At 48.4% G+C, this 22,131-nt stretch carries 20 protein-coding genes and 1 riboswitch; of the genes, 16 read left to right on the top strand and 4 right to left on the bottom strand.

Annotated features, from left to right (window positions below):
• The first annotated feature begins 58 nt into the window (after positions 1-58).
• Together RQP52_RS25830 and RQP52_RS25835 are read left to right on the top strand one after the other, a co-directional pair.
• A complete protein-coding gene (locus tag RQP52_RS25830) occupies positions 59-535 on the top strand; it encodes a VanZ family protein (RefSeq protein ID WP_315954504.1) in 477 nt (158 codons plus the stop codon).
• A gap of 65 nt (positions 536-600) precedes the next feature.
• The gene (locus tag RQP52_RS25835; RefSeq protein ID WP_315954505.1) at positions 601-855 is read left to right on the top strand and encodes a hypothetical protein; all 255 of its coding nucleotides are present in this window, start codon (positions 601-603) and stop codon (positions 853-855) included.
• Positions 856-1,313: 458 nt separating this feature from the next.
• On the opposite strand, the gene RQP52_RS25840 is transcribed toward RQP52_RS25835, so the two are convergent.
• Positions 1,314-2,093 (bottom strand): pirin family protein, encoded by a 780-nt coding sequence (locus RQP52_RS25840; RefSeq protein WP_315954506.1) that lies wholly within the window; start codon positions 2,091-2,093, stop codon positions 1,314-1,316.
• A 163-nt stretch (positions 2,094-2,256) separates the two neighbouring features.
• On the opposite strand from RQP52_RS25840, the gene RQP52_RS25845 reads away from it, so the two are divergent.
• The 3 genes from RQP52_RS25845 to RQP52_RS25855 all read left to right on the top strand — a co-directional run bounded on the left by RQP52_RS25845 (position 2,257) and on the right by RQP52_RS25855 (position 4,139).
• On the top strand, positions 2,257-2,676 hold the full coding sequence (locus RQP52_RS25845) for a BlaI/MecI/CopY family transcriptional regulator (protein WP_315954507.1): 420 nt from the start codon (positions 2,257-2,259) through the stop codon (positions 2,674-2,676).
• Between the two features lie 2 nt (positions 2,677-2,678).
• Entirely contained in the window at positions 2,679-3,521 is an 843-nt protein-coding gene (locus tag RQP52_RS25850) for a M56 family metallopeptidase (RefSeq protein ID WP_315954508.1), read from the top strand.
• A gap of 87 nt (positions 3,522-3,608) precedes the next feature.
• The gene (locus RQP52_RS25855; RefSeq protein WP_315954509.1) at positions 3,609-4,139 is read left to right on the top strand and encodes a DUF2231 domain-containing protein; all 531 of its coding nucleotides are present in this window, start codon (positions 3,609-3,611) and stop codon (positions 4,137-4,139) included.
• A gap of 62 nt (positions 4,140-4,201) precedes the next feature.
• Here the strand turns inward: RQP52_RS25855 and RQP52_RS25860 are convergent, their stop codons facing one another.
• Entirely contained in the window at positions 4,202-4,384 is a 183-nt protein-coding gene (locus RQP52_RS25860) for a hypothetical protein (RefSeq protein WP_315954510.1), read from the bottom strand.
• Between the two features lie 532 nt (positions 4,385-4,916).
• Between RQP52_RS25860 and RQP52_RS25865 the strand changes: the two genes are divergently transcribed.
• The 3 genes from RQP52_RS25865 to RQP52_RS25875 all read left to right on the top strand — a co-directional run bounded on the left by RQP52_RS25865 (position 4,917) and on the right by RQP52_RS25875 (position 9,196).
• Positions 4,917-6,662: an ABC transporter ATP-binding protein gene (locus tag RQP52_RS25865; RefSeq protein WP_315954511.1), complete on the top strand. Its 1,746-nt coding sequence runs from the start codon at positions 4,917-4,919 to the stop codon at positions 6,660-6,662.
• Positions 6,663-6,705: 43 nt separating this feature from the next.
• The gene (locus RQP52_RS25870; protein ID WP_315954512.1) at positions 6,706-8,760 is read left to right on the top strand and encodes an ABC transporter ATP-binding protein; all 2,055 of its coding nucleotides are present in this window, start codon (positions 6,706-6,708) and stop codon (positions 8,758-8,760) included.
• Between the two features lie 121 nt (positions 8,761-8,881).
• Positions 8,882-9,196 (top strand): hypothetical protein, encoded by a 315-nt coding sequence (locus RQP52_RS25875; protein ID WP_315954513.1) that lies wholly within the window; start codon positions 8,882-8,884, stop codon positions 9,194-9,196.
• Positions 9,197-9,255: 59 nt separating this feature from the next.
• On the opposite strand, the gene RQP52_RS25880 is transcribed toward RQP52_RS25875, so the two are convergent.
• Complete coding sequence (locus tag RQP52_RS25880) at positions 9,256-9,876, bottom strand: NAD(P)-dependent oxidoreductase (RefSeq protein ID WP_315954514.1); 621 nt, start codon at positions 9,874-9,876, stop codon at positions 9,256-9,258.
• 185 nt (positions 9,877-10,061) lie between these two features.
• On the opposite strand from RQP52_RS25880, the gene RQP52_RS25885 reads away from it, so the two are divergent.
• The 3 genes from RQP52_RS25885 to RQP52_RS25895 all read left to right on the top strand — a co-directional run bounded on the left by RQP52_RS25885 (position 10,062) and on the right by RQP52_RS25895 (position 14,552).
• On the top strand, positions 10,062-11,168 hold the full coding sequence (locus tag RQP52_RS25885; protein WP_315954515.1) for a chymotrypsin family serine protease: 1,107 nt from the start codon (positions 10,062-10,064) through the stop codon (positions 11,166-11,168).
• A 145-nt stretch (positions 11,169-11,313) separates the two neighbouring features.
• Positions 11,314-12,042, top strand: a complete 729-nt coding sequence (gene rluF / locus RQP52_RS25890) for a 23S rRNA pseudouridine(2604) synthase RluF (RefSeq protein ID WP_315954516.1) — start codon at positions 11,314-11,316, stop codon at positions 12,040-12,042.
• Between the two features lie 152 nt (positions 12,043-12,194).
• Positions 12,195-14,552, top strand: coding sequence for an S-layer homology domain-containing protein (locus RQP52_RS25895; RefSeq protein WP_315954517.1), 2,358 nt, complete (start codon positions 12,195-12,197; stop codon positions 14,550-14,552).
• A gap of 134 nt (positions 14,553-14,686) precedes the next feature.
• On the opposite strand, the gene RQP52_RS25900 is transcribed toward RQP52_RS25895, so the two are convergent.
• Positions 14,687-14,848: a hypothetical protein gene (locus tag RQP52_RS25900; RefSeq protein WP_186456555.1), complete on the bottom strand. Its 162-nt coding sequence runs from the start codon at positions 14,846-14,848 to the stop codon at positions 14,687-14,689.
• Between the two features lie 172 nt (positions 14,849-15,020).
• Here RQP52_RS25900 and ilvA point away from each other — a divergent pair, with 172 nt between their 5' ends.
• The 5 genes from ilvA to RQP52_RS25925 all read left to right on the top strand — a co-directional run bounded on the left by ilvA (position 15,021) and on the right by RQP52_RS25925 (position 22,131).
• Positions 15,021-16,277 carry a threonine ammonia-lyase IlvA gene (ilvA, locus tag RQP52_RS25905; RefSeq protein WP_315954518.1) on the top strand — a complete coding sequence of 419 codons (1,257 nt, stop codon included), beginning with the start codon at positions 15,021-15,023 and terminating at the stop codon, positions 16,275-16,277.
• A 70-nt stretch (positions 16,278-16,347) separates the two neighbouring features.
• Positions 16,348-16,436, top strand: a riboswitch (cyclic di-GMP riboswitch).
• A gap of 86 nt (positions 16,437-16,522) precedes the next feature.
• Positions 16,523-18,052 carry a putative bifunctional diguanylate cyclase/phosphodiesterase gene (locus RQP52_RS25910; RefSeq protein ID WP_315954519.1) on the top strand — a complete coding sequence of 510 codons (1,530 nt, stop codon included), beginning with the start codon at positions 16,523-16,525 and terminating at the stop codon, positions 18,050-18,052.
• A gap of 265 nt (positions 18,053-18,317) precedes the next feature.
• Complete coding sequence (locus tag RQP52_RS25915; RefSeq protein ID WP_315954520.1) at positions 18,318-19,388, top strand: BMP family lipoprotein; 1,071 nt, start codon at positions 18,318-18,320, stop codon at positions 19,386-19,388.
• Positions 19,389-19,517: 129 nt separating this feature from the next.
• Positions 19,518-21,059 (top strand): ABC transporter ATP-binding protein, encoded by a 1,542-nt coding sequence (locus RQP52_RS25920; protein WP_315954521.1) that lies wholly within the window; start codon positions 19,518-19,520, stop codon positions 21,057-21,059.
• Positions 21,052-22,131, top strand: coding sequence for an ABC transporter permease (locus tag RQP52_RS25925; RefSeq protein ID WP_315954522.1), 1,080 nt, complete (start codon positions 21,052-21,054; stop codon positions 22,129-22,131). Before RQP52_RS25920 ends, RQP52_RS25925 begins: the two co-directional genes overlap by 8 nt.

Consider the following 22,131-nt stretch of genomic DNA (forward strand, 5'->3'; position numbering starts at 1 on the left):
TGAAGGGAGGGTTCTTTATTGGCAGAGCAGAGCGGGGAGCAGGGGGAGGGTGATCATCATGAGGAAGAGGCTTATCCGGCAGATCGTATGGCTGCTTTTTATCGGTTACACGGGCTGTTTGCTGTATTGGATGTTCTGGGGGTTTGGGCGTGAGAGCCTGCGAAGCGGGGGACATTTTGAGTATAACTACAATATAGTTCCTTTCAGGACCATTGGGATGTATATTCGGCATGCCCATTTGTTTCCGATGCGGACATGGGTAATCAATTTATTTGGTAATATAGGCGTCTTCATGCCCTATGGGTTCATTCTGCCGTATTTGTTTAAGGTGGCGAAGCGGTACAGGGTGTTTCTACTGCTTTTTGGTTGCCCGCTGGTAGGCTTGGAAGTGTTGCAAATGCTGCTCAGAGTGGGGAGTTTGGATGTGGATGATTTGATTTTGAACATATTTGGGGCGAGCCTGGCCTATTGGATTTTTGTAGCTTTCCTCCGATGGCATGCTTCAGATCAAGTTGAAATGAAATACAGGGTATAAAATGTGACCAATTGCCTCAATATAGCCCTTGTAATGATTTTAATTTGAGGAGGCTCATTGAAACGATGACCAAGACCGATTCAAGCCTACAGTCACAGAATCCGATTTCTTCCGCACAAAATTCAGCCGATAATGTCCATCAAGCGGTGAACCATGCGATGTCCCATCCGACACCTCAGACGCTGCAAGAGGCTCGGAATGCTATCGGTAAAGCCGAGAACTCGTTGGAACAGGCTGCAGATCAATCTGACGCACCGGCCGTGCAGCAAGCTGCTGAATCGCTCAGCGAGGACGAAGCTAGGCTTCAATCGTTGGAATAGCATCAAAGGGAGCTATCCTGGGAGTAGTTCAACTACTTGGGGGTAGCTCTTTTGATTTTTCTGCGGTAGGTTGTGCGTGGGGGAACTACAGGGCGCTATTTTGGCTAAATAGACAGTTCTCATGGTTAGACGGAACTACAGGGCCTTATTTGCCTCGAAAAGCTCACATTTGGCGGCGAAGGGACGAAATAGAGGCTCGTAGTTCCCTTCGACTAGCGGAAGTGACGTTTATTCGAAGAATAAGGGATCGTAGTTCCCATTCGGTCAATTTTTCGCCAAGCTGCACTTACCGCTCCCCAAGCTACTTCAACTACCTAAGCCCCCAAGCCATTCTGACTCCCGATTACTCCAGCACTTAAGCCACTCCCGCCACTCCCCGCAACCCAAGCCGAAAAGGCCATCCGTCAGATCATTCCTGATCTGCTCTGATAGCCCCGCTGCGATGACATCTCATCGTATTATTTATGGTACAACGCGTAGCCCGGATCTACCGGCACTTCAATCGCAATGATGCGCAGGCCTTGCGCGTCATCCGCCTTCAACAGCAGGATTTCATCGGCTTGTTTGTCATTTTGGACAACGACGAAATCCTTGTGGGAGATGGCCTGAGGACCGTTGCCATCCGCGGCGACTTCACTGCTGCCTTGTCCTCGAATAGCGAGGAAAGCAAGCTGCCGCTTCGGGTGGAGGGAGTACGTGAATGATGCACCCGGCTCAAGGATCCAATCAAACATGTTAGCGTCTGTATCCAGCTGAATGGGGGCCTCTCCGCCAATGACGCTTTTCACCTTTACGCCATCTTGTTGGACGACCGGGAATTGCGCATGTTCGTATTGATTGTAGGTGGCGGGCTTTTTCACCGATTGGCTAAGGTGAGGCTCGAACCAGATTTGCATGCCTTCGGTGCCAGCGGTGCGGAAGGCTTCCGCGTGAGAGACGCCGGATCCGGCTTGAATGACTTGAGCACCGCCGTCCGTGACGGTCTCCAGTGAGCCAAGAGAGTCACGGTGTTCTACGAGACCTTCGATCACATAAGTGACGATTTCGAACGCTTTATGCGGATGCATGCCGATCTCAGCAACATCGGTTGCGTGGCCCCAAGCCCAATAAAATAAGGGACCTACACGATCCACAGCCGTTTTCTCTCTCGGAAAGCTAATGGCCCGCTGCTCGATAAAGTTGCCGCCGTCAAAAGCCCCAACACCTTGTTGATCAGCCGAAAATATTTGTATACGCATAAGAATCGCTCCTTTACTTTAAAATAATTAATTACTTACTATATGTAAGTATTATAGATCTCTTTTAACGAAATGTAAAGTGAAATCCCACTCTTTTAACAGCATATCTTGACTTCGCTGCGCGACTCCTACTACAATTTGTAGTGTAAGGAGTGTGTCTATCATGAAAATGCAAAATTTTAAATATGAAGGAAGCGGGCTTAACCGTTTTTTCGGTCCCTTAGAGGCCAAGATCATGGAGATTCTATGGAACAGCGCCGAGGAAATGACGATTAAAGACGTCCAACAGAAGCTTGATAAGGAGGCTAAAGCGATCAATTTCAATACCGTCATGACGGTGATGAACCGCTTGGTGGACAAAGGTATTTTGCAGAAAAAGGCGCTTGCCCGCTCGTACCAGTACAAACCGGTTGTTACAAGGGAAGCCTTCATGGAAGCTCAGTCCAAAGAGCTCACGCTTGATCTGATTGAAGAGTTCGGCTCCTTGGCGGTGACTCATATGGTGGATGCGCTGGATAAAGTGGATCCCGGTCTGCTCGACCAATTGGAGCAAAAAATCAAAGAAATGAAAAAGGATCGATAACGATGATGGAAAAGCGATTGAAATGGCTGTATGCTGCTTCTTTAGCCTTGTCGGGGCTTGTCTTGGGACAAATGCTGCTTTTTGTGGGACAGCATCTCTTCAAATGGCATGTACGCTATAACATCTTTGATTTGTGCGTTATCTTATTCAAAAATCTTCATATCCCTGCACCCATTGCGCTTAATTTGGTGAATGTTGTGATCCTTTATACCCTTAGCGCGGTCCTTTTGCTAATTATGCGGCAAACCTTCCAAGCGATGAAAGCCAAGAAGCTGGTTGCCAAACACCAGGATGCTGCGCTCACCTTGCAATACCGCGGCATGTATCAGCTTGCTGAGCATCAACTGCGAATTATTGCTTCCAAAGCGCCAACCGCCATGACGATAGGCTTTCGGAAGCCGCAAATCATCCTATCGACGGGGTTACTCGACATGTTGGACCCCACAGAGCTTCATGCCGTTATCGACCATGAGAAATGCCATTTGAAGCATCGCGATCCGCTCGCTATTTTCCTACTGTCCGTCATCTCTAAGGCGCTGTGGTATATCCCGATCTTTGCATGGCTTGCTAAGAAATACCCCATTATGATTGAACTTAGGGCAGATAAGTATGCCATTGGTCAAATGAATCAACCTGCCGATTTGGGCAGCGCTCTCCTCAAACTACTCAAACAACAATCACCGGTACCGAATCTATCCTTATCTCATGCCTCTTTCGCTGAAACATCCATAAATGTTCGCATCAAACATATTCTTGACCCGCAAATGACCTTCTTACTACCGTGGCCAAGGCTTCGAATAGTGGTATCCCTGTTGATCGCTATCCTGCTGATGGGGCTCATTTAGAGCCCTGATTGGCAAGGCTTGACTTTCCATTTATTTTACACTACACTTTGTAGTGTAAATGAAAAAGATGAGTGAGGAGAGAGATTGATGGATTATATCTTGAACAATCTGCACTTCATAGTGACACATGTCCCTATCGCACTTCTTATTTTCAGTTTTGTTTTTGATATTATTGCGATGATCATGAAAAAACGGGAGTGGCACTCTGCCGGTATGCTCTGCCTTGTGGTAGGTGCGCTTGGCGCGATTGCGGCTGTCATGACGGGCCCGTCTCCTTGGCGTAATCCCCTGGTTGTCCCTCATGAATTCTATGCGAAATTAACAATGCTTGCAGCGATTGTTCTTGCGGTAGTTCGTGTAGGTTTGCTCATTTGGAAAAAGAAAGACGCAGGCCGGCATCCGATGTATTTGATCGGCTCGCTCGCGGCTGTGATCCTCGTCAGTTATACAGGCCATCTTGGCGGTCAAATGGTACATAGACCCATGAATGCCCCGGCTATGGCACCAGGGGGCGGAGTACCGGGTGGACAAGCACCTAGCGGACAAGGTGAGCCAAATGGACAAGGCCCTAGAGCTCAAGGAGCTAAGGGACCTGCGTCATCACCTGCGGCACAATAAATACAGGGCTATCCATCAGGTCTATTCAGACCCGTTGAGATAGCCCTGTTTTTGTCTAATCCTCATACAGGCTCGTCCAGCTCTAACTCCTCCAGCGTATACCGATTATCCCACAAAAAAATCATATCGTATTTCGTCGAATCGCGCGAAACGAATCTGGCAACGAGTGCAACAACGCCTCCAATTACGACTCCGAATGCGGCAATCCATCCTAACAAGGCAAACACTTGATCGACCATGCCCATCCACTCCCCCTGCGCGATATGAACTCATATGCTATGAATATGCCGCGAGAATTTGAAACATGTGTGACAATCGCACAAGGGGAAAAAGCAAGTATTCTGATCCGAAATTGGCAGGGTAAGATAGTTCTTTTATAGTCTTTTTCTCCGATTGACAGGGGCTTGAAAAGGGTGTTAAGATCACCTCTGTAAGCGCAGATATACAACTTTTGGAAATGATTAAGGACGCAAGACGGTTTGCGGTAGAGAAGGAGGGTTTCAAGATGATTAAGTTGGTTCTGGATCCAAACGCGCATTTTGAGCACAAAGATAACGGCCATACAAATTCATACGGAGTAACCCGCCTGTTAGCCGATACCGATACGCCTTAAGGGTGTTTGTTCGGCTGCTGCAACCACTTCATATACGCTAATGAAGAGAAGCGCGGGTTACGAAGAAGTTCGTAACGAGCGCTTTTCTGTTTTCGAAAAGGCATATCGCTGCGTGCGGTGTGCCTTTTTGCGTGGATAAGTAAAGTAAAGGAGTGATGAAAGCGATGTTTATCGTATTAAAAAAATTAGGCTGGTTCTTCCGCATGAATTGGAAGCGATATACGCTAGCGATTGGGCTGCTCATTATCGTCGGAATCATTGATGTGATACCTCCGAAGCTGATCGGCTATGCGATTGATGGTATACACATGGGGACTTTAACAGGCAGCAAACTGTTCCAGCTGCTCGCCTTCTGGGGGACGCTGATTGTAGCCGGCTATGGCTTGTCGTATGTTTGGCTGTATCAGCTGTTTGGAGGCGCCTTCGTCCTGGAGCGCGTGCTCCGCTCCCGCTTGATGAGGCAGCTGCTGCGCATGACGCCAACGTTTTATGAACGCAACCGCACGGGCGATCTCATGGCTAGAGCTACGAACGACCTGCAAGCGGTGTCGACGACAGCAGGCTTTGGGATTTTGACCTTCGTAGACTCCACGTTGTTTATGCTGACTATCCTCTGCATGATGGGCTTCTTCATTAGCTGGAAGCTGACGCTTGCTTCAATCCTTCCGCTGCCTTTCATGGCTGCTGCGATCACCATTTATGGCGGGCGAATTCACGAGAGATTCATTCTCGCACAAGATGCTTTCGGTCAAATGAATGACCGGGTGCTTGAAACGATAGCCGGTGTACGCGTCATACGCGCTTTTGTACAGGAAAAGGCTAGTGAACAAAGTTTTAAAGCGATGACGGACGATGTTTTTCGTAAAAATATTGCCGTTGCCCTTATCGATGCTCTATTCGAACCCACGGTCAAAATCCTTGTCGGCATCTCTTATCTAATTGGATTATGTTACGGCGGATACATGGTGTTTCATAGTGAATTGACACTCGGCGAGCTCGTTTCCTTCAATACGTTCCTCGGCATGTTGATATGGCCGATGTTCGCAATCGGGGAACTCATGAACATCATGCAGCGCGGCAATGCCTCGTTGGATCGGGTGAATGAGACCCTTGGCTACAAACCTGATGTCACAGACGAACCGAATGCAACAACCATGCTGCTGCCCAATTCCATTAGCTTCCAAGCAGTCACCTTCCGCTATCCGTCATCTTCTATAGATAATCTCGTCAATATCTCTTTTGAGCTCAAGCGCGGACAGACGTTAGGCATTGTAGGGCGGACAGGAAGCGGCAAAACGACGCTGCTCAAACAACTGCTGCGCGAATATCCGCCTGGAAAAGGCACGATCGCCATTTCCGATACGCCGATAGAGCAGTTGACGATCGACACCGTACACGGATGGATCGGATATGTGCCACAGGAGCCGATTCTTTTCTCCAAAACGGTGAAGGAAAACATTAAGTTCGGCGCAAGCCAAGGCACAGAGGAGCAGCTTATTCAAGCGCTTGAACTGGCCGCCTTCCGCAAAGACGTTGAGTTCCTGCCGGAAGGCTTGGAAACCTTGGTTGGCGAGAGGGGCGTGGCTTTATCCGGCGGTCAAAAGCAGCGCGTATCTATCGCGCGGGCGCTTTATGTAGATCCAGAAATTCTCATGCTGGATGATGCGCTTTCTGCCGTGGATGCCAAGACGGAAGCCGAAATCATCCGAGGAATTCGCTCCGAGCGTGCCGGCAAAACGACACTCATCACAACGCACCGCCTGTCTGCGGTTCAACATGCCGATCGGATTCTCGTGCTCGATGAAGGGTATATCGTGGAAGAAGGCACGCATGAGGAGCTTCTCGCGCTCGGCGGGTGGTACAAAGAGCAGTATGACCGTCAGCAGTTAGAAGAGCAGCAGGTCGGCTGAACGGACAAAACGATGATCTCATGAAAAGAAGGTGAAAACCCTAATGAAACATACAAGCAAGCGATTATTTCAATATGCGGCATTGTTTAAAAAACCTCTGCTGATCGCGCTGTTATGCTTATCTGTCGCCGTTGCGACAGAGCTGGCAGGTCCTTTCATCGCCAAGAAGATGATCGACACGCACATTCTCGGTATTGAGAAGCTGTGGTTCGAGACCACGTCGGCAACGAAAACAGAGAACGCAGTTCCGATGAACGGAGGTTTTTATAAACGGAGCGATCATTTTGCGGAAGGGGAGCCGAAGGGGCATGAAATTCGGATTCTGCAGGTGGGCACCCAGTTTGTATGGGTGGATCAACCGCTCGTCTTTGACGGCGCCCGCAAGTTGACGGAAGATGGGAAGCTGACGATTACGCAGGGTACAGACCAAGCCGAGTATCCGGCTAGAAAGCTCAGCATTCAGGAACTGTACACGTTTTATGAGCCTGAATTTTTTAGCTTGATGAAGCTGGCCGGTGTCTACTTCGTGTTAATTCTCATTGGCGCCGGATTTACCTATGGTCAGCGGTATCTGCTGCAGTCCGCGGCGAATCGCATCATTCAGCGCATGCGGAGCGATGTGTTTGCGCAAATCCAGCGGCTGCCGATCAATTATTTTGACAATCAGCCTGCTGGTAAAATTGTTTCACGGATCACGAACGACACAGAGTCTGTCAAAGACCTGTACGTTCAGGTGTTGGCGAACTTTTTTACAGGGACGATTTATATTGTTGGTATTATTGTCGCGTTGTTTATACTAGACTATCGTTTGGCTTTATTCACGCTGCCGGTGCTTCCTCTGCTGTATGTGTGGATTATTGTTTACCGTAAATATGCCTCGTACTATAATCATGAGATTCGTGAACGGATCGGTTCTATCAACGGCATGATCAATGAGGCGATTCAAGGCATGACGATCATTCAAGCTTTCCGCAGGCAAAAGGAAACGACGGAAGAATTCGAGCAATTGAACGAGGAATACACGCATTATCAAAATAAATTGCTCAGCCTGAACTCGCTGACCTCCCATAACCTGATGAACGTTGTGCGGAATTTGTTCTTCTTCGGTCTCATTTGGTACGTCGGGGGAAGCTCCTTACATTCGTTAATCACAGTTGGTGTTCTATACGCATTCGTTGATTACTTGAACCGGATGTTCCACCCTATGGTGGGGATCGTGAATCAACTGCCCAACCTGGAACGAGCCATTGTATCGGCCGATCGTGTATTTGAACTGCTGGATGAGCAGGGCATTCCCGTGGCGACTGAGAAATCCGAACGTTATCTGGGCAACGTGAAGTTTGAGCATGTTCGTTTTGCTTATAAAGAAGGCGAAGACGTGTTGAAGGACATCACTTTCGAGGCCAAACAAGGGCAAACCGTTGCGCTTGTCGGGCACACCGGCTCAGGCAAAAGCTCCATCTTGAATTTGCTGTTCCGCTTCTACGATGTGAACAAGGGCCGCATCACGGTCGACGGCCGCGATGTGCGCGAGATGCCCAAGCAGCTGCTAAGGCAGCATATGGGCATCGTGCTGCAAGATCCGTTCCTGTTCACAGGGACGATTGCATCCAACGTATCGTTGGATGATCCGTCCATCACCCGGGAACGGGTCGAGGCGGCGCTGCGCGAGGTCGGTGCAGCGGCTATGTTTCAAAGCCTGCCGCACGGCATCGACGAGCCCGTGATCGAGAAGGGCAGCACGCTGTCGGCCGGGCAGCGGCAGCTGATCTCTTTCGCCAGGGCGCTGGCGTTCGACCCGGCGATCCTGATCCTCGATGAGGCGACGGCCTCCATCGACACGGAGACCGAGGCCGTCATCCAGGCGGCGCTCGAGGTGCTGTCGAAGGGGCGGACCACCTTCATCATTGCCCACAGGCTGTCGACGATCAAAAACGCCGACCAAATTCTGGTGCTCGATCATGGCGAAATCGTCGAGCGCGGCAACCACGAGGAGCTGATGGGGCACCTCGGGCGGTACTACCAGATGTACCAGCTGCAGCAGGGTCATCCGGAGACGGCAGCCGCCGGCGAGGACGAAGTGCGGAGCGGCTTGTAGGAACTTTTCCAGGCGCAAACGAGAAAAAACCGTCAGGCCATGCTGCCTGGGCGGTTTTTTTGTGCCGCCTATGCTACAATAACAGCAATAAATCTTTTCCTCACTGAAATGGAGGGGTTGTATGCGTCCAGATACACTTCGTTTGCTAAATTTGCTTCAGCTGCTGTCGGAAATCGCAATTGCTGTGGGATATTTGCTAGGCTTGATCCCATTCGTTTACCTGTGGTCGTGCGCTTGGGTAATCCCGCTCGTGTTTGTGAACTTGGTCTTTGCCATCCTCACCCATAATGGAACGACGACAAAGACAGTCATTAACATCATTATGGCGTTTTTGAGCTTTATTCCGGTTGCGGGGTACGTGTTCCGCATTGTCGGTATCGTGATCTCATGGCTGAACATTGCTGCTTTGTCCAAAGAAAGAAGCAGACGTTATTAAACGGCAAAAAGAGGCTCTCCCTTGGTCATTGGATGACTGTTGGGAAAGCCTCTTTTCCGTTAGTAGGCCAATCCTGCTCGGCAGCCAACATACTCTTGCGAACACGCAACGCTGTAGGTAAAATCCGCCGTATCGCCCACGGAGATCGACTTGCCATCCTCCGGCAGGAATTCGCGCGCGACACGGTAGGTGCCCAGCGCCTCGCCGTCTGGCAGGTAGGTTGGGCAGACGACCGTCCAAGAGAGGCCGGAGGCTTGCAGCAGCTCCCAGGCCTTGCGATGCTCCTCGGCGGCTCGCGTAGAGGAACGTCTTGTGTCCGGCGTCTCGTAGCGCAGCAGGCCGGGGTGCTCTTGGCTTTGCAGGATGCCGGCTGTGCCAATGGTGACGATCCGCCTTACGCCTTGTTCCTTCATAGCTTCGATGAGAAGAGGTATGGACTCCGTCAGCACCGTGCCGCCATCGGTATTGAGGCAACTGATGACGACGTCTACGCTCTCCAAGGAGTGACGAATGTCACCGGGATGGCAGGCGTCGCCTTGCAGCAAGGTAAGCTGTTCGGAGCGCTGGTTGACCTTTTGTGGATTGCGTACCAGTGCAGTTACTTTATGATTGTCTGCCAAAGCTCGCTCTAAAACGCGAGTTCCGACTCTTCCTGTTGCTCCTAGTAGAAGAAAATGCATGACTAGCCTCCATGTTTCAAACGTTGTGAATTCTATTATACGCTTCTTGTTTGTCTTAGAGAAATGCACCTGTTACAGGCGTCTCAGAGTGATTCATCTATTTATTTAAAGATAGGTTCGTAGAGGAGACAAACTCACATAGACTAGCATAAATTGAATACATCCCCTTACAAAGGAGAATGCACATGGCGACTTTTTATGAGGCTTTAAGGCAAAATGACAGGCTTTTCGCAACGCTGCAAATGCCGGGTGTTCTGGGTACTGGTGTTGGCTATGCTGATCCGGATAAACCTGGAAGCGGTGCGGCGATTATCGTGTACACGCGTAAAGGTGCGGTTACGACAGCAATCGGTAAAAGCATCGCAAAGGTTGTCGGCACTAGCATCCCCGTCCGTTATATTGCTGGAGCTCCCTTCAGACCTAACTCCGTAGCGGCCCCGAAAAAGATGAGCCGGTCTGTGAAAGCTCCGGTGAAACGTTACAGAGCCACGCAATTTCGCGGCAAACATCGTCCCGTTCCGGGCGGCGTTAGCATTGGCCGAGAGAATCGGGGGACAGGGACTTGCGGTCTGATCGTCATTCAGAATGGCCAACTGCTGATGCTGAGCAACAACCATGTGCTTATTGAAGCGAACAGATTCGGCGCGAATATTGTTCAACCGGGGAACCTGGACGGAGGCGTAAATGTAACAGATCGTGTCGGTACGGCATTCCGGTTTGTTCCTTTTAATCTAACAGGACCGAACTTCATGGATGCTGCTACGGCGATACCTTTTAACAACAGTTTGCTCACTCCGAGATATTTGGTCAGTAATACAGGGCAATTCGTGAATCCGCAAGGTCATTTGCTCAGCTACCGTGTGGGAGACCGTTTCTTTAAATCAGGACGTACCACGGGGTTTGTTATCGGCACGGTGGAGAGTATCGGCGTACAAATTAATATCGGACCTTATCCTGAGTTGGGGGGCGTTACGCTGCAGTTCCGTAATCAGACGATCCTCACGGCTCCTACGAACATCTCTCTGCCTGGCGACTCCGGGTCTGTATGGATGAGAGGACAATTTGCAGCGGCTTTGAACTTCGCAGGTAGCGGTCCTCGTTCTATCTCGACACCGATTGCTAGCGTAATGAATACATTCAATATTCGAGTAGCCGTTCTTGCGGGAACAGGCACTTTCAAAAGCGGTGCGGCCATTAATCCTTCGCCAAAAGGCAACTATGCTTATACCCGGCCATTGACGGTGGCACAACGCAAATTGGTGCGTATCGTTCGAGCTATGCCGAAAAAATAGATCATTGGTAGATCGCTCCCGTTCACAGGATGGAGGGCGATTTTCTTTTTGCCATGTGATACCTGACTTGAACGAACTTGGGGAATCCATCATAATAGGAGATATCAGAAAAATAGGATCACGGCATAGAAGGGATTTCCCAAGCATGAGAATCAATAAATTTATTAGCGAGACAGGGGTTTGCTCCAGGCGGGAAGCGGACAAGTGGGTAGAAGCGAAACGTGTTACGATCAACGGTGAGGTTGCCGGGCTTGGAAGCGTTGTAGGTCTTGGCGATGAAGTTCGAATCGATGGCAAACCGATTGGCGAGAAGAAGGAACATGTTTATATTGCGCTCAATAAACCAGTAGGAATCACCAGTACGACGGAAGCTCATATCAGAGGCAATATTGTTGACTTTGTGGGGCATTCGGAACGTATTTTCCCGATCGGCAGACTGGATAAGGATTCGGAAGGTCTCATTCTTTTAACGAATAACGGAGACATTGTGAATCAGATTTTGCGCGCAGAAAATAATCATGACAAAGAGTACATCGTGACGGTGAACAAGCCAATTACGCCGATGTTCCTCAAGGGCATGGCTAGCGGAGTGCGCATTCTGGGCACGGTAACGAAGCCATGCGAAATTTATCCGGTGGGCGATCGTGTTTTCCGCATCATCCTGACACAGGGGCTTAATCGGCAAATTCGTCGGATGTGCGAAGCGTTCGGGTATCGGGTGGTGCGCCTGCAGCGCGTTCGGATTATGCATATTCATCTGGGGAACTTAAAGGTTGGCAAATGGCGAGATTTGACGCAAGGCGAAATGAAAGATCTCATGCACACCCTTAGCCAAGAAAACGCCAAAACGAGCAAGATGCCTAACGGCAATTAAAACAGCAGCACATGTTCATGCCTCCCTGAAGGGGGCTTGGAGATGTGTTTTTTATTTTTTAATTTTTTTGTATGTTTAAAGCAACTTTTTCTTCCTTATCAGCGTCAAGGGTTATTATGGTAATTTTCAATGCCTAAAGGAGGAAGAGGACTTTGAAATTAGTCAAACAAGCAGGAACGCTAGTACTAGCTTCAAGTTTGCTGCTCACGGCTGCTCCAGCCGTTTGGGCCAGTGAGGTAAGTGTGGATAGTAAGACCATTGCAGTGCCTGCCTATCCCGGCGTCGTCGACAGCAAGATGTTAGATGCCAAAATCACGAAAGAGCAAGCGATAGAGCGGGCTAAGGCGTATATCACGCTGCCTCAAGGCTTCACATTCCAATCGATTAGCTTAAATGCTTACTATGGCACGAATGGCAGAAATATCCCGACATGGAACATTAATTATGTGAAAAAGGTAAAAGATCAGACCTACGGTTATTTGAACGTATCGATTAATGGCCTGGATGGAACGCTGACGGCTTATTCAATGAATGACAGTGATCCGGATCATAAACCGGCGTATCCGCCGAAGGTTGACTTCGCTGCAGCTAAAGATGTCGCTTCCGCTTTTATTGCTAAAGTGAATCCAGACAAGCAGAAAGAGCTGCTTTACGACGATTCAGAAGAGAAAGCGTTCCGCACACCGTTGAACGGGAATTATCAGTACAACATCCGCTTCGATCGTTCGGTTGACGGTGTTCCTTTTACTGCGAATGGTATTTCGGTCAGTGTGAATGGCGACGGTCAAGTAACGAATTATAATTACAATTGGTCTGATGACGTTACTTTCCAAGCGAATACCGGGCCTGTTACGAAAGAAAAAGCTGCTCAATTATTCCATAACAAAGCGGATCTCTCGCTTCTCTATCAGATTCCATACGGGGCCAAAGGCAAGAAATTACCGATTATTTCTTATATGATGGGAGCGTTTTCGCTGAATGCGCTAACCGGAGAAGTATGGAACCCGGTTCCGCATACGGAGGATTCCAAGCCTTTGACGGACAAACCGCTGGCTGAACGTCCATCGGCTGCTTTGAACCTGACGAAGGAGGAAGCCGTGAAGAAAGTCATCACGGTGTTCAATCTTTCCTCGGACTACAAGCTCCAAGAGGCTACCTACAATGAAGGGACGAACCCTGAAACCGGAGAAACCAACTCGAATTGGAACTTAAGCTGGAACACCGTTTCTGAGAAAGACCCTACAGGCAAGATAGCTGGAAGCGGAGTCTGGGCAAATGTAAACAGCAAAACCGGAGAAATCACCAATTTTAACAGCTATGTGCCGTACAGCCCTGATAACAATAAGGACATTGAAGGTAAGGTTTCCTTAGAGGATGCTGTTGCCAAAAGCGTAGATTTCGTGAAAACGCAAATTCCTTCTTACACTGACCAGTTAGTGCTCAGCCAGCCATCCGCCAAGGATTACTCGGAAGACCAGCTGAAGCATATGCGGAATTGGGATATCCGATTCAATCGCGTTATTGACGGTGTTAGTGCGGGTGGTGAGGGTGTAACCATCAGCATCGACCGCGTGACGGGTCAAATTATGAACTATCAATTCGGGCTCAGCGATATGCCTTATCCGAAGCAGAAACCGGAGATTCTGGCGCTCGACAAGGCGAAGGAGCTGTGGCTTTCCCAGTTCGACATTAAACTAAACTATGTGCTCGAATATGGCGGATCCAATGGCGTAATGCCAATTGAGAAATACAACCTGATGATTGCTGCGGGAGAAATTCCTCCGACTGCAGCCGTTACCAACGCAAATCAAAAATTAGAAGCTAAGCTTGTCTACACGCTCGTTCCAAAACTCAGCCGGGAACCCTTCCTGCTTGATGCGCAAACTGGAAAATGGAGAAACAGCCAGACGGGTGAGGTTATGTCCCTGGATAAAGTGACCGTTAGCGACATCGACAATCACTGGGCTAAGAACGAGCTTCAACTGATGCTGGACTATCAAGCACTTGATGTGCAGGATGGCAAAGTCAACCCGGATCAATTGATTAAACGGGGCGAGCTGGTCAAAATGCTGGTTATCGCGATGAATGGCGGGAACGGCGGCATCTATTACGGAGCGGATCGCAAAGCTTCCTTTGCGGATGTAAGCAACGCTTCCCCTTATTTTGCCTATGTCGAAAATGCGGTTGACCGCGGTTTGCTGGACGTTGGCGCTGATTTCAACCCAGAGGCTACGCTAAGTCGCGAAGAGATGGCACAATTGATCGTTAAGGCACTTGGATACAAAAACCTGGCGAAATTCGACGGCGTGTTCAACAGCCAATTCGCGGATGCCGCTGAAGTTAAGCAAGTAGGTACCGCTGCGATTGTGGTAGGGCTTAACATTATGTCCCTCAACGATGGTAAGTTTGCGCCGCAACAAGAAGTGTCAAGGGCACAAGCAGCAAGCGCGTTTTACCGTTTCTTGCAGAAACGGGCGGAGCTGCAAGATCAGCCACGTTACTACTACTAGGAAGCCGGTATGAGGATCATAGTTCCCCAATAGTGCGAGATTCGCGTGGTCATTACCGTATATACTGAAAAAAAGGCTATCTTACAGGTCATAGACCCGCAAGATAGCCCTTTCTTCACGCGCTTATTCATGTTCTAAAACATTGGAAATACATAATGAACTAAGAAATATAGAACTCCGAAGATGATGATGATGTAAGCTGCATACTTAATGAAGGTGGAAGCTACTAAACTGGAATCCGATTTTTTCTCTACATGGCGTTCTTCAATGTCAATATTACGTGGTTGTGTCGACATAGCAATCACTCCCTTATAAAGTATCTTGCTAGTTAATACCCGCCATATTTTGGAGTGAAACATCAGCATTCATAAAATGTTCCAATAATATTTTCTTACAGGCGCTCCTCAGTGTGCTACAATAATCTTTAAAATTTATTACGCATATTGGAGAGAAAGGAAGTAAGAGAAAATGGTTGTTTCCGGAAAAGTAGGTTTGGAAGAAATTATTAGGGCCAATCATGTGCTCAGCAAGGTGATCGAACCATCGCCTCTGCAACGCAATGAGCTGCTCTCTAACTTGTATGAATGTAACGTTTATTTGAAACGTGAAGATATGCAGGTCGTTCGTTCTTTTAAAATTCGCGGAGCGTACAATGTGATCCAAAGTTTGACCCCGGAAGAACGCGAAGCGGGAGTCGTGTGCGCAAGCGCAGGCAATCACGCACAAGGCGTTGCTTACTCTTGTAAGCAGTTGGGAATTGAAGGGAAAATCTTCATGCCAACGACGACGCCAAGGCAAAAAATCTCGCAGGTGAAGTTGTTTGGCGGATCTTTTGTAGAAGTGATTCTGACAGGGGATTCTTTCGATGATTCATCTAATCACGCCAAGGCCTACTGTGCCAAAGAAAATAAGGTGTTCATTCACCCTTTTGATGATATTCGCACGATCGCGGGACAAGGGACTGTCGGTCTGGAAATTATGAATCAGATGTCCGATACGCCTGACTTTATTTTTGCCACCATCGGGGGCGGCGGTCTTGTAGCTGGTGTAGCGACTTATGTGGACAGCGTTTCCCCGCGTACCAAGATTATTGGCGTTGAGCCAGAGGGCGCTGCAAGTATGCAGGAGTCGCTCAAGCAGGGCAAAGTCGTTACTTTGTCTACGATTGAGAAATTTGTAGACGGTGCAGCTGTGAAGCAGGTAGGCGAGCTTACCTTTGATATTTGCAAAGAAAAGTTGGACGATATTGTTGTTATTCCTTCAGGGAAGGAATGCACGACGATTCTGGAGCTTTACAACAACAACGCCATCGTGATTGAGCCAGCAGGGGCTCTGCCTGTTGCGGCGCTTGATGCTTACCGGGATCAAATTCGCGGCAAAAACGTAGTTTGTATCATCAGCGGTGGTAATAATGACATAGACCGGATGCAGCAAATCAAAGAAAGATCGCTCGTGTACGAGGGCTTGAAACATTATTTCATCCTCAATTTCCCTCAGCGTGCAGGCGCTTTGCGTGAATTTCTGGAGGAAGTTTTGGGGCCGACCGACGATATTACCCGGTTTGAGTATACGAAAAAGAACAATCGGGATGATGCTCCAGCACTAGTCGGCATCGAGCTGAAGAATAAAGATGATTATGAGGGTCTTATTGAACGTTTGTCCCGCAAGGACTATGATTATATCGAGATCAATAAAGATCCCAAACTTTTTAATTTGCTAATTTAACTAAAAATAGCCAGAGTAGAAAAAATTGTGATATAGTTAAATAGTCCTGCTTTTTCTTTGTTTACCTGAATATTGTAAAAGGCAAACTTGCCGAAAGGTAAGGACGCAAAGCTCCGGGTCTTAGGTTGCCGCCGCAACGATGATGGCTGGGCTGCCGAGAGGAGCAGTTTACCGATACAGGTACGCCTACGGCTATTCCAAATGGAATAGCCTTTTTTGATGACCGGAATGGAGGTTCCCCCCGAATGAGAAGCCTTTTTTTAAAGTGGATTCAACAGATGAAAGATCAGGAGCTCCGCTATGTGGGCATCCTTGGTTTCTTTCTGCTGACGGCTAATCTACTTGCTGCTGCTTCTTTTACATTTACCCCGAAGATGATAGTGTTCGTCCTCATTCAAGCACTTATTTGCTTCTTTTTTGCCATTCGCATCCGTCACCTGCGGCTTAACAGCATCGAACAGGAGGAGAAGAGTAAGCAACTGGCTTACTTGGCTTACCATGATACATTAACGGGATTGCCGAATCGACGGCTGTTCGAGGACCGCTTAAAGCGCGTGCTCCTTCATGCTCAGCGCTATGACCAGCTTGCTGCAGTTGTATTTCTTGACATGGATAGATTCAAGGAGGTTAATGATTCCTATGGCCATGCCTCTGGTGATCAGCTCATTCGACTGGCAGCGGAGAGATTGTTAGGCTGTCTGCGTGGTTCGGATACGGTGTATCGGCAGGGTGGCGACGAGTTTATTATTTTGCTTGAATCTTTTACCAAACCGGAAGACGTCCGAGCAGTGGCTATGCGCATTCAAAATGTCTTGGATGAACCCTTTATCCTGGATGGAAAAACCGTTACGATAACCGCTAGTATGGGAATTGCATTATATCCGCTAGACGGCACTAAGCCCGAACAGCTTCTTCAGCGTGCAGATGAAGCGATGTACGAGGCCAAAAACCATGAGAATAGCCGCTTCCAGTTCTATGCGTCAGACATTGATACGATGGTGAAGAGCAAAGCTCACATGGAGAACGAGCTGCGCTTGGCTTTAGAGCAGGAACAGTTCGAATTACGGTATCAGCCGCAATATGAAATCGCAGGCCGCAAGCTCATCGGCATGGAGATCAGCCTCTACTGGGAGAAGGGGGCTAAGCAGCTTAGCAAGCTCATGGATTGGCGGAAAGCAGCGGATGAACTGGGATTCATGGTGCCTATCGGCAAGTGGGCGTTTCAGACCGCGTGCAGGCAGATGAGAGACTGGCAGAAGGCCGGTCAAGAGCCGCTCCGAATGACGTTCACCATTAAATCTTCGCAGTTTAAAGATGATCATTTTATTGCCCATATAGCTGATGTGCTGCAAGAAACAGGTATCGATCCCAGTCTGGTCGAGCTGGACCTTACGGAGAGCATCACGTCTTCCAACGTGCAAGAAGCAAGCAAGAAGCTGACGATGCTGAAAAAGCTTGGCGTACGCATTGCCATGGATGACTTGTGTACGGGGCTTTTTACACGAAGCGGGCTGGAAGGTATGCCACTGGATAGTGTGAAGCTGGACAGCACGCTGATCAGAGACCTTGTCGATGATGACGAAAATCAACTGCTTGCAGCTGCTATCGTTCGGATGGCCCACCGATTAGGGTTAAAGTTAATTGCGAAAGGTGTCGAAACGGAAGAGCAATTCGAATACCTGAAATTTCTGCAATGTACGGAGGTGCAAGGAAAACTGTTCAGCAATCCGCTATCCTCCGATCAATTCCTGACATTGATGACCATAAAAAATTAAAAATAGGTCATCTAGATTTTATTGACCGGCGGTAGTATAATAAATAATTGGGGCTTAAAACCTATATTGTGGGGCTTTACAAAAAGACCATGTCAACTTGGTTAACATCACGAATTATGATCATTTGCTGCAGGATTGCTTTTCACTTAAGTTGCAAAGTGATACACTCGGTCTATGATCAGACATACATAATTTAACTGATTCTGGTCAACCTAGAATGTGGGATTTAAGGTACAATTTTAAATTTATTTTGGGGGTAAAGATGATGAAAAAAGTATTCACAACAGCGTTAATGGCTGTCACTGTTTCCGCGGTTGCTTTGACAGGTTGCGGTGCCAAAAAAGAAGAAACAAAACCGGCCGCTTCCGCTTCACCAGCAGCAAGTAGCGCAGCATCCGCAGCACCAAGCAACAACAGCGGCAAAGATTTCAAAATCGGCATGGTCACAGACATTGGCGGCGTAAATGATAAATCTTTTAACCAAAGCGCATGGGAAGGTTTGCAACAATTGAAAAAATCAACTGGCGTAAACGTGAAGAACCTGGAAAGTAAAAGCGATGCGGACTATACGCCGAACTTGAACCAATTCGTAAAAGACGGCTATAACTTGACTTGGGGTATTGGCTTCTTGATGGGTGACGCGCTTAAAACGGTTGCAACTCAAAACCCGAATGCTAAACTTGCGATTATTGATAACGTTGTAGAAGCTCCAAACGTAGAATCCGTAACATTCTCCGAGCAAGAAGGTTCCTACCTTGTAGGTGTGGTTGCAGGTCTTACGACAAAATCCAACAAAATCGGCTTCGTTGGCGGTATCGACATCCCGGTTATCAAACGCTTTGAAGCTGGTTTCGTTGCCGGCGTGAAAGCTGTTAACCCAAATGCTAAAATTCAAATCAACTACACAGGCGCGTTCGATAAGCCTGACCTTGGTAAAGCAGCGGCAGCAACCATCTACAACGATGGCGCAGACATCATTTTCCACGCAGCTGGTTCCACAGGTAACGGTGTATTCAACGAAGCAAAAGACCGTGCGAAAAACGGTAAAAAAGTTTGGGTTATTGGTGTAGATAAAGACCAATCCCTTGAGTTCGGCGATGAAGTAACACTGACTTCCATGTTGAAGCGTGTTGACAACGCGGTTGCTCGTGTTTCCAAAGACGTTATCGACAACAAATTCCAAGGCGGTAAAAACGTTACACTTGGTCTGAAAGATGACGGTGTAGGCCTTCCGGAAACTTCCAAGAAAAACGTAACAGCAGATATCTTGAAAAAAGTTGACGAGTACAAAGCAAAAATCATCAGCGGCGAAATTAAAGTCCCAGAAACACCATAATACGGGTATAATAGGTACAGCGGTTACGAACGATAGGTTTACTTTTGTTCAAACAAGGCTAGTTACAATAACTAGCCTTGTTCTTAGTTTTGAGGGTTTTTAAAAAAAATTGATCCTTAGGGTGATCTGATGAATGAAGTAGTCCCTGTTGTTGAGCTCAACAACATTACGAAGAGGTTTCCGGGCATCGTGGCGAATGATGCGATCAGCTTGAAGCTGATGAAGGGTGAAATCCATGCCTTGCTGGGCGAAAATGGTGCGGGTAAATCCACATTGATGAATATTTTGTTCGGGCTGTATCAACCGGACGAGGGTTTTATAAAAGTACAAGGCAACGAGGTTTCCATTGATAGTCCGAATCGGGCGATTGAGCTGGGCATCGGGATGGTGCATCAGCATTTTAAGCTTGTACAGCCGTTTACCGTAACGGAGAACATTATCCTGGGCATGGAGCCGAAAAAAGGGCTGAATGTCGATATTAAAACAGCGCAAGAGAAGGTGCGCAAGCTATCTGAGCAATATGGGCTTCGCGTTGATCCGAAAGCAAGAATTGAAGATATTTCCGTCGGTATGCAGCAGCGCGTAGAAATATTGAAAACGCTGTATCGCGGCGCCGATATTCTCATTTTTGACGAACCAACAGCTGTACTGACGCCGCAAGAAATTAGTGAATTGATGGTCATTATGCGCAATCTTGTGAAAGAGGGCAAGTCCATCATTCTCATTACACATAAGCTGAAAGAAATCATGGAGATTGCTGATACCGTAACCATTATTCGCCGCGGGAAGGTGATCGATTCCATTGCAAGCAAAGACGCGAATCCGCAAATTTTGGCTGAGAAAATGGTCGGGCGCGATGTCTCCTTTAAAGTGGAGAAAAAAGATGTGAAGCTTGGGGAACCTGTTCTCCAAGTTAAGAACCTGGTTGTTCGGAATCAACAGGGACTGGCTGCACTGAAAGAACTTAATTTCGAAGTGAGAGCCGGGGAAATTCTGGGTATCGCGGGTGTAGACGGCAATGGCCAAAGTGAATTGATCGAGGCGCTGACAGGGCTGCGATCTATTGATAGCGGGCAGGTATTGCTAACAGGAAGCGACATTACGAACCATACGCCGAGAGAGATCTCGGAGGCAGGCTTGTCGCATATTCCGGAGGACAGGCATAAGCATGGACTCGTGCTTGATTTCTCTATGAGTGAGAACATGGTGTTGGAAACATATTTCCATCCTGCCTATAACAAAGCGGGTTTCCTCAATTACGAGGCGATTGACCGCCATGCGGAAGCGCTGATCAAGCAGTTCGACGTAAGGACACCGAGCATTTACAATAAGGCTCGATCTTTGTCGGGAGGGAACCAACAGAAAGCAATTATTGCCAGGGAAATACACAAGAATCCGAACCTGCTAATTGCTGCTCAACCAACGCGCGGATTGGACGTAGGAGCGATTGAATTCGTGCACCGTCAACTGATCGAGCAGCGGAACAAGGGCAAAGCAGTTTTGTTGATTTCTTTTGAGTTGGATGAAATTATGAACGTATCGGACCGTATTGCCGTTATCTACGAAGGACAGATTGTGGGAGAAGTGCTGCCGCAAGAGACGAACGATCAAGAGATCGGACTTCTGATGGCTGGCAGTAAGCGCACAGGGAAAGGAGCTGCTCATGAATAAGGTTGCTCGTATTTTTACAAGTGAATCAGCGGTGAATCCCATCGTGGCCATTGTGCTCGGGCTGTTATTCGGAGCGCTCGTCATGCTGGCAGGCGGCTATAATCCGATTGCTGCCTACGGGGCATTATTTGCCCGTGTTTTCGGAAATTCGTATGACATCGGGGAATCGATTCGTGCGATCACGCCTTTGATTTTGACGGGATTATCCGTTGCATTTGCATTCCGGACAGGCCTATTTAACATCGGAGCTGAGGGGCAGTTCGTCATGGGAATGACGGGGGCTACTTTTATTGGTGTGAAAGTGACAGGTCTTCCATGGATTATTCATGCGCCATTGGCCGTTATCGTCGGAGCGCTTGTCGGCGGACTCTGGGGGGCTATCGCAGGTTACTTGAAAGCAAAACGCGGGGTTAACGAAGTTATCACAACGATCATGCTCAATTGGATCGCGTTATTCCTGTCAAACTATATCGTAAATACATTCCTATTGGAGCCGAAGCAGCAGCGTTCGTATATGATTCAGGACTCGGCTTCGCTTAGCATTACTTGGTTGTCGGATTTGATGAACCATGCCAGGATTCACTGGGGCACCGTGGTTGCGATCCTCGCCGCCATCGTCTTCTATATCATTCTTTGGAAAACAAGACAAGGCTATGAGCTGCGTGCCGTAGGCCATAATATTGATGCTGCGAAGTATGCGGGCATGAACGTGAATCGCAACATTGTTAAAGCGATGTTTATCTCGGGTGTTTTTGCCGGTCTTGGCGGCGTATTTGAAATTCTCGGTGTGTTCCACTATCAGGTCGTAGCCGCGGCATCCCCTGGGTATGGATTTGATGGCATCGCCGTGTCCTTGTTAGGTGCGAACAATCCGCTCGGGATTGTCCTCGGCGCCGCGTTATTCGGCGGATTATCCTACGGATCAGCGGGAATGAGCTTCGGGGCCGATGTGCCGCCGGAAATTATCCGCATCGTGATCGGCTCGGTGATTTTCTTCGTAGCCACACAAGGCATCGTCAAATGGGTGCTCATCCCGTTCTATAGCAAACGCAAGAAAGAGAGGGCGTCGTAA

The organism is Paenibacillus violae, from assembly GCF_032461945.1.
In the GTDB taxonomy this organism is placed as follows: domain Bacteria; phylum Bacillota; class Bacilli; order Paenibacillales; family NBRC-103111; genus Paenibacillus_E; species Paenibacillus_E violae.

Excerpts from the sequence above, each read along its gene's own strand:
- RQP52_RS25845 (WP_315954507.1), top strand. The coding sequence starts at position 2,257 with ATGAAAATGCAAAATTTTAAATATGAAGGAAGCGGGCTTAACCGTTTT.
- RQP52_RS25865 (WP_315954511.1), top strand. The coding sequence starts at position 4,917 with ATGTTTATCGTATTAAAAAAATTAGGCTGGTTCTTCCGCATGAATTGG.
- RQP52_RS25830 (WP_315954504.1), top strand. The coding sequence starts at position 59 with ATGAGGAAGAGGCTTATCCGGCAGATCGTATGGCTGCTTTTTATCGGT.
- RQP52_RS25900 (WP_186456555.1), bottom strand. The coding sequence starts at position 14,848 with ATGTCGACACAACCACGTAATATTGACATTGAAGAACGCCATGTAGAG.
- RQP52_RS25850 (WP_315954508.1), top strand. The coding sequence starts at position 2,679 with ATGATGGAAAAGCGATTGAAATGGCTGTATGCTGCTTCTTTAGCCTTG.
- RQP52_RS25840 (WP_315954506.1), bottom strand. The coding sequence starts at position 2,093 with ATGCGTATACAAATATTTTCGGCTGATCAACAAGGTGTTGGGGCTTTT.
- ilvA (WP_315954518.1), top strand. The coding sequence starts at position 15,021 with ATGGTTGTTTCCGGAAAAGTAGGTTTGGAAGAAATTATTAGGGCCAAT.
- RQP52_RS25925 (WP_315954522.1), top strand. The coding sequence starts at position 21,052 with ATGAATAAGGTTGCTCGTATTTTTACAAGTGAATCAGCGGTGAATCCC.
- RQP52_RS25910 (WP_315954519.1), top strand. The coding sequence starts at position 16,523 with ATGAGAAGCCTTTTTTTAAAGTGGATTCAACAGATGAAAGATCAGGAG.
- RQP52_RS25885 (WP_315954515.1), top strand. The coding sequence starts at position 10,062 with ATGGCGACTTTTTATGAGGCTTTAAGGCAAAATGACAGGCTTTTCGCA.
- RQP52_RS25860 (WP_315954510.1), bottom strand. The coding sequence starts at position 4,384 with ATGGGCATGGTCGATCAAGTGTTTGCCTTGTTAGGATGGATTGCCGCA.
- RQP52_RS25915 (WP_315954520.1), top strand. The coding sequence starts at position 18,318 with ATGAAAAAAGTATTCACAACAGCGTTAATGGCTGTCACTGTTTCCGCG.
- RQP52_RS25855 (WP_315954509.1), top strand. The coding sequence starts at position 3,609 with ATGGATTATATCTTGAACAATCTGCACTTCATAGTGACACATGTCCCT.
- rluF (WP_315954516.1), top strand. The coding sequence starts at position 11,314 with ATGAGAATCAATAAATTTATTAGCGAGACAGGGGTTTGCTCCAGGCGG.
- RQP52_RS25835 (WP_315954505.1), top strand. The coding sequence starts at position 601 with ATGACCAAGACCGATTCAAGCCTACAGTCACAGAATCCGATTTCTTCC.
- RQP52_RS25875 (WP_315954513.1), top strand. The coding sequence starts at position 8,882 with ATGCGTCCAGATACACTTCGTTTGCTAAATTTGCTTCAGCTGCTGTCG.
- RQP52_RS25880 (WP_315954514.1), bottom strand. The coding sequence starts at position 9,876 with ATGCATTTTCTTCTACTAGGAGCAACAGGAAGAGTCGGAACTCGCGTT.
- RQP52_RS25920 (WP_315954521.1), top strand. The coding sequence starts at position 19,518 with ATGAATGAAGTAGTCCCTGTTGTTGAGCTCAACAACATTACGAAGAGG.
- RQP52_RS25870 (WP_315954512.1), top strand. The coding sequence starts at position 6,706 with ATGAAACATACAAGCAAGCGATTATTTCAATATGCGGCATTGTTTAAA.